The sequence below is a fragment of the Dickeya sp. ws52 genome, assembly GCF_007210685.1.
Lineage (GTDB): Bacteria > Pseudomonadota > Gammaproteobacteria > Enterobacterales > Enterobacteriaceae > Dickeya > Dickeya chrysanthemi.
Genome location: NZ_SZVX01000016.1, coordinates 109,426 through 116,001 on the forward strand (window position 1 = coordinate 109,426; position 6,576 = coordinate 116,001).

At 54.8% G+C, this 6,576-nt stretch carries 4 protein-coding genes; all 4 read right to left on the minus strand.

Features of this window, described 5'->3' with window-relative positions:
• Position 1: 1 nt before the first annotated feature.
• Positions 2-1,759: a bifunctional isocitrate dehydrogenase kinase/phosphatase gene (gene aceK, locus FDP13_RS15845; protein WP_143839874.1), complete on the minus strand. Its 1,758-nt coding sequence runs from the start codon at positions 1,757-1,759 to the stop codon at positions 2-4.
• 78 nt (positions 1,760-1,837) lie between these two features.
• Positions 1,838-3,145: an isocitrate lyase gene (aceA, locus tag FDP13_RS15850; protein WP_012768139.1), complete on the minus strand. Its 1,308-nt coding sequence runs from the start codon at positions 3,143-3,145 to the stop codon at positions 1,838-1,840.
• Between the two features lie 23 nt (positions 3,146-3,168).
• Entirely contained in the window at positions 3,169-4,767 is a 1,599-nt protein-coding gene (gene aceB, locus FDP13_RS15855) for a malate synthase A (RefSeq protein ID WP_143839875.1), read from the minus strand.
• A gap of 304 nt (positions 4,768-5,071) precedes the next feature.
• Positions 5,072-6,001, minus strand: a complete 930-nt coding sequence (gene metA / locus FDP13_RS15860; protein WP_143839876.1) for a homoserine O-succinyltransferase — start codon at positions 5,999-6,001, stop codon at positions 5,072-5,074.
• Positions 6,002-6,576 lie beyond the last annotated feature (575 nt).

Below are 6,576 nucleotides of genomic sequence, written 5' to 3' on the forward strand. Positions count from 1 at the left end.
GTCATGACGTCAGCGCATCGGCTGGCGTCACCGGGTCGGCATAACGGAAACTGAAGCGTTTTCTGCGCCGATAAGCGTAGACATCCTCGATATGACCGCTGCGGATCCGTTGCTGTAACGCCCGCCAATATTCAGCCCGAAACAGGTCGGCGTGCAGTTCTTCAAACAACGGCAGCAAACGGCGATCGCTACACAGAAACCGGCGGAACTCCTCGGGAAAGACATCATTCGGCCCGACGCTGTACCAGGGTTCCGCCGCCAGTTCATCCGCCGGATCGCGCGGCGGCGGAATATCGCGGAAATTCACCTCGGTCATGTAGCAGATTTCGTCGTAGTCATAAAACACCACCCGGCCGTGGCGGGTCACACCGAAGTTCTTGAACAGCATATCGCCGGGAAAGATATTGGCCGCCGCCAGTTGCCGGATGGCGTTACCGTACTCCTCAATGACGTCGCGCAGCGCCTGCCCGCTGGCCTGCTCCAGATAGAGATTCAGCGGTGTCATGCGCCGTTCCATGTACAGATGGCGAATCACCAGCCGGTCGCCCAGATCTTCCAGTTTGTCCGGCACTTCCCGCCACAGCTCCGCCAGCAGTTCCGGACTGAGGCGTGCTTTCTCCAACACGAAATTTTCATACTCCTGGGTATCCGCCATGCGTCCGACACGGTCATGCTCTTTCACCAGTTGGTAGCACTCCCGCACCCGCGCCTCGCTGACCTCTTTTTGCGGCGCAAACCGATCCTTGATCACTTTGAATACCCGATCGAAGGTCGGTAGCGTGAACACCAGCATCACCATCCCTTTCACGCCCGGTGCGATAATAAACGGCTCCTGCGCACTGGCGATGAAATCGAGGTACTCCCGGTAGTACTCGGTCTTGCTATGCTTCTGACAACCGATCGCCAGATACAGCTCGGCGGTGGTTTTACCCGGCAAAATCTCACGCAGCCAGGCCACCAACGCCGACGGCAGCGGGGCGTAAACCATAAAGTAGGAACGGGCGAAACCAAATACGATGCTGGCATCCGCGTGGCGCGTCAGGCAGGTATCGATAAACAACGCGCCGCGCTCGTTGTGGTGAATCGGCAGCAAAAACGGGAACACGCCGCCCGGTAAACGCAGCTTGCCCACCAGCCAGGCCGCTTTGTTGCGGTAAAACAGCTCGTTGGCGACCTGCAGCGAGGCGTTGGCTAACGATGCCGTCGGGAAGGTTTCCCGCAAAGACCTCACGATATAATCGATGTCCCGCGCCAAATCTTCCCATGGCAACCGCAGCGGCAAGGCGGTCAGCACCGCTTCCAACATCGCTGTCCAGCCGCCGTCGGGCTGGTAGGTGCGCGCCAGTGGGCGCGGAATCTCCTGAAAGCGCTGCGCCGGTTGCGAACTGAACACGAACAGTTTGTCCGGCGTCAGTTCCCGGTGATGAAACAGCCGGCAATACACGGAATTAAAAAAGCTTTCCGCGATTTCGAAGCGCGGATAATCCGGCAACAGCGCGGTATAAATCTGTTTGACCCGTGCGACAAACGCCGCATCGTAACACTGCCGGTCGGTGATACAGCCCAGTTGTTCCACCACCAGCCCGACATGATGGTCGTAAAGCTGGATACGCTGCTTCATCGCCTGCTGCACCGCGTGCCAATCCGCCTGTTCGAAACGCTGCTGCGCGCCGGCCGTCACCTCCAGAAACCGGCCATACTGCGCATCGAACCCTTGCAGAATGGTCTGTGCCACCAGTTTTTCCCGTCCCCGACTCATCCAACGCTCCTCTTTGGCCATCGACATAACGACACGCGGCCAGCATCAGGCTGGCCGCGATAGTGCGGATAACCCGCGTCAGAATTGTTGTTCTTCGGTCGATCCGGTCAACGCGGTCACAGACGACGCGCCGCCCTGAATCAGGGTGGTTACCTTGTCGAAATAGCCGGTGCCCACTTCCTGCTGATGAGAGGAGAAGGTGTAACCTTGCTCAATAGCCGCAAACTCCGGCTGTTGCACTTTCTCCACATAGTGCTTCATGCCTTCGCCCTGCGCATAGGCATGTGCCAGGTCGAACATGTTAAACCACATGCTGTGGATACCCGCCAACGTGATGAACTGGTATTTGTAGCCCATTGCCGACAGTTCATCCTGAAAACGAGCGATGGTGTGATCATCCAGATTCTTCTTCCAGTTGAACGACGGCGAACAGTTATAGGCCAGCAATTTACCGGGGAAACGAGCGTGAATCGCCTCGGCGAAACGTCGTGCCAGCGCCAGATCCGGCGTTGAGGTTTCACACCACACCAGGTCGGCGTAAGGGGCGTAGGCCAGCCCGCGACTGATCGCTTGCTCCACCCCGGCGCGAGTGCGATAAAACCCCTCCACCGTACGTTCACCGGTAACAAAGTCCCGATCGTAATCATCACAATCCGAGGTCAGTAAATCGGCGGCGTCGGCGTCGGTACGCGCCACCAACAACGTCGGCACGCCCAGCACGTCCGCCGCCAGCCGGGCCGCCACCAGTTTCTGCACCGCTTCCTGCGTCGGCACCAGCACTTTGCCGCCCATGTGCCCGCACTTCTTCACCGACGCCAGTTGATCTTCAAAATGGACGGCGGCGGCACCTGCCTCAATCATCGATTTCATCAACTCGAACGCATTCAACACCCCGCCAAAACCGGCTTCGGCATCCGCCACAATCGGCAAAAAGTAGTCGGTATAACGCGGGTCATCCTGCCCGATGCCGTTAGCCCACTGGATTTGATCCGCTCGTCGGAAAGTATTGTTGATACGCTGCACCACCGCCGGCACCGAGTTAGACGGATAGAGCGACTGGTCTGGGTACATGCTGGCGGCCAGGTTGGCGTCCGCCGCCACCTGCCAGCCGGACAAATACACCGCCTCCAGCCCGGCTTTCGCCTGCTGCAACGCCTGCCCGCCGGTGAGTGCGCCAAGGCAGTTGACGTAACCTTTGCGCGACTTACCATTCAACAGCTTCCACAGCTTTTCCGCCCCCAGTTGTGCCAGTGTGCAGGCAGGGTTCACCGACCCGCGCAGATTGACTACGTCCTCAGCGTGATACGGGCGGGTGATGCCTTCCCAGCGCGGGGTTGTCCACTCTTGTTCCAGTTGCTCGATTTGTTGGGTACGAGAGGTGCTCATAGCGATTCCTTTTTTAAACAGGATTAATCAAGTAAGTCGTAACCGGGTAAGGTGAGAAAATCGATTAACGCGTCCTGCGTGGTGATGCGCTCCATCAATCGGGCTGCCTCCTCAAAACGGCCGCCATCGAAGCGGGTATCGCCCAGTTCACCGCGGATAACCTGCATCTCTTCGGTCAGCATTTGGCGGAACAGCGCTTTGGTCACCACGCGGCCATCGCTGAGGGTTTTGCCATGATGCATCCACTGCCAGATGGAGGTGCGGGAGATTTCGGCGGTGGCGGCGTCTTCCATCAACCCGTAAATCGGTACGCAGCCATTGCCGGAAATCCAGGCTTCGATGTATTGCACCGCCACGCGGATATTGGCGCGCATACCGGCTTCGGTACGTTCTCCCGGACAAGGTGCCAGCAGTTCGTCGGCGGTCACCGGCGCATCGTCTTCGCGCAACACATCCAGTTGGTTGGAACGCTCGCCCAGCAGGCGATCGAACACCGGCATCACCGTATCAGCCAGGCCGGGATGGGCGATCCAAGTGCCGTCATGACCATTGCGGGCCTCCAGTTCCTTGTCCTGTCTGACTTTCTCCTGCACCCAGGCGTTGCGTTCCACCTCTTTGCTGGGAATGAAGGCGGCCATTCCGCCCATCGCAAACGCGCCGCGTCGGTGACAGGTTTTGATCAGCAAACGCGAATAAGCGCTCAGGAACGGCTTGTCCATGGTTACCGACTGCCGGTCTGGCAATACCCGATCCGGATGATTTTTCAATGTCTTGATATAACTGAAGATGTAATCCCAGCGCCCACAATTCAGCCCGACGATGTGATCGCGCAGGTGATAGAGAATTTCGTCCATCTGGAACACGGCCGGCAGGGTTTCAATCAGCACGGTGGCTTTGATGGTGCCGCGCGTCAGGCCAAAATGGTCTTCGGTATAACTGAACACGTCACCCCACCAGGCGGCCTCCTGCCAGGATTGGGTTTTCGGCAAATAGAAATACGGGCCGCTGCCTTTTGCCAGCAATTGGCGGTAGTTGTGAAAAAAATAGAGTGCGAAATCAAACAGGCTGCCGGAGATAGGCTCATCATTCCACAGCACGTGTTTTTCCGGCAGGTGCAAGCCGCGCACCCGGCAAATCAACACCGCCGGGTTGGGTTTGAGCTGATAAATCTTTCCCGCCTCACTGGTATAGGTAATGGTGCCGCGCACGGCATCCCGCAAGTTGATTTGCCCATCAATCACCTTTGACCAACTGGGCGCCAGCGAGTCTTCAAAGTCCGCCATAAAGACTTTGACATTGGCATTCAAGGCATTAATCACCATTTTGCGTTCCACCGGGCCGGTAATCTCTACCCGGCGATCCAGCAAGTCAGATGGAATACCTCGAATTTTCCAGTCAGAATTTTTTATGGAATTCATTTCCGAAATAAAACCCGGTAACTCACCGCTATCGATCCGGCCTTGAACCTCCCGGCGCTCCGCCAGCAAGTGATTGCGTTGCGATGTAAAGCGGCTAACCAGCACCGTAAGAAAATTCACCGCATCCGCCGTCAGAATCTGCTGTTCTGCATCACCCAATGCATGGGTGAATACCAGTTCCCTGCTTATCGTCTGTTGTGTCATGTCGTCGTTCCTTTTTTGCCCCGCTACCTTCGTCTCATCAGCTGCTCAATCTGCGAACTTAATCCGAACATTTTTCAGCCAACAGCACTAAGCCTAATCCAACAAAATTAAAAATCAAAAACAATTTCCATTTTTAATTTAAATTAAAAACAACTATATGATTAGTTTTAAGTTAAAGTTATTAGAAATAGAGAAATGCATTCCATGCATTAGAAAAGGGCAGAATGGGAGATATCGCCGCAATAGCAACAGGGAAAAGAAAAGGCGCCGTGAGGCGCCTTGGCGAGGGAGAATGGAGCGGAAATCAATCCAACGTCGGATTCATATGACGCAAATCGAATGGCGTGATCTGGTAAACGTAATAATTCAGCCAGTTGGCAAACAGCAAATGCCCGTGACTACGCCAGGTCGCTCTCGGCGTTTTCTGGGGGTCATCATCCGGGAAGTAATTTACCGGGATCACCGGATTAAGGCCGGCATCGCAATCACGAAGGTACTCGCCAGACAACGTCAGCACATCATACTCGGGGTGCCCGGTCACGAATGCCAGGCGCTTATCCTTGCTGGCAAACAAATAAGCACCCGCCGCCTCAGATTCCACCAGAATATCCAGATCGGTGTATTGCCGGATGACATCGGAAGGGAAATCCGCATAGCGCGAATGTGGAGCCAGAAACGTTTCATCAAAACCACGCGTAAGCAAAGCATGGAGTTGCAGCGTATGGTGTGAATACACACCGGACAACTTCACGTCACGAGTCAGCTTGGGAATACCGTACAACACATTTAACGCTGCCTGGACCGCCCAACACACAAACAGAGTGGAAGTGACGTGCTCTTTAGCCCAGTTGACGACTCGTTCAATCTGCGGCCAGTACACCACATCGCAAAAATCGACCAATCCCAATGGAGCACCAGTGACGATCAGCCCGTCAAAATTCTCATGCTCGATATCTTCAAAGTCACAATAGAAGTTGTTGAGATGCTCAGTCGGCGTGTTTTTCGACTCTCTGCTATCAATCCGCAATAGTTGAATATCTATCTGTAGGGGGGAATTCGACAGCAACCGCAAGAACTGGTTTTCCGTTTCGATTTTCTTTGGCATCAGGTTAAGCACCAGCACCTTCAACGGACGAATTTCCTGTGTTTTCGCTCGGGAAGACGTCATTACAAAGACGTTTTCATTGCGCAAGAAACTGACAGCTGGTAACTCATCAGGAACCCGGATTGGCATAACCTTACACCTCACTGCATACATTTATACGTTTATACGTTTAGCCTTCTAGGCTGCTGAAGATAGCGACTTTCTGCAGTAATGTCGAGTACATAACCCTCTGGTTGAAAATCTTTCATAAGAAACTAGATTTGTATATCCATCTTTAGCATAAGAATGACACCATAAAAATAACCATTTGATTTAACTAAACTTATAACCAAGCATAGCGACAAGGGGTAATAAATAAAGGAAAAACGGGCCCCGCTTTTATCCGCGACTGGCTACGCCGCAGGACCGGAGGCTGAGAAGCTGAGAAGCTGAGGGAAGAATGTAGAAAATGTGGATGAGAAGCGGTGAATGCAGGAAGTGTCCCGACATACCGCCCGGCAGGAGAAGACATGGGCCGCGCCCGCCGCCGTAACGATATCCACACGCAGGGCCGCAGAGCACCGTCACCCACCCTGCCACCGCAAAAAAAACAAAAGGCCCGGTCTTCCGACCGAGCCCTTCGCTCTGTTTGATGCCTGGCAGTTCCCTACTCTCGCATGGGGAGACCCCACACTACCATCGGCGCTACGGCGTTTCACTTCTGA

Bases quoted from the DNA above. Each gene is read 5' to 3' on its own strand.
- aceK (WP_143839874.1), bottom strand. From the start codon at position 1,759: ATGAGTCGGGGACGGGAAAAACTGGTGGCACAGACCATTCTGCAAGGG.
- aceA (WP_012768139.1), bottom strand. From the start codon at position 3,145: ATGAGCACCTCTCGTACCCAACAAATCGAGCAACTGGAACAAGAGTGG.
- aceB (WP_143839875.1), bottom strand. From the start codon at position 4,767: ATGACACAACAGACGATAAGCAGGGAACTGGTATTCACCCATGCATTG.
- metA (WP_143839876.1), bottom strand. From the start codon at position 6,001: ATGCCAATCCGGGTTCCTGATGAGTTACCAGCTGTCAGTTTCTTGCGC.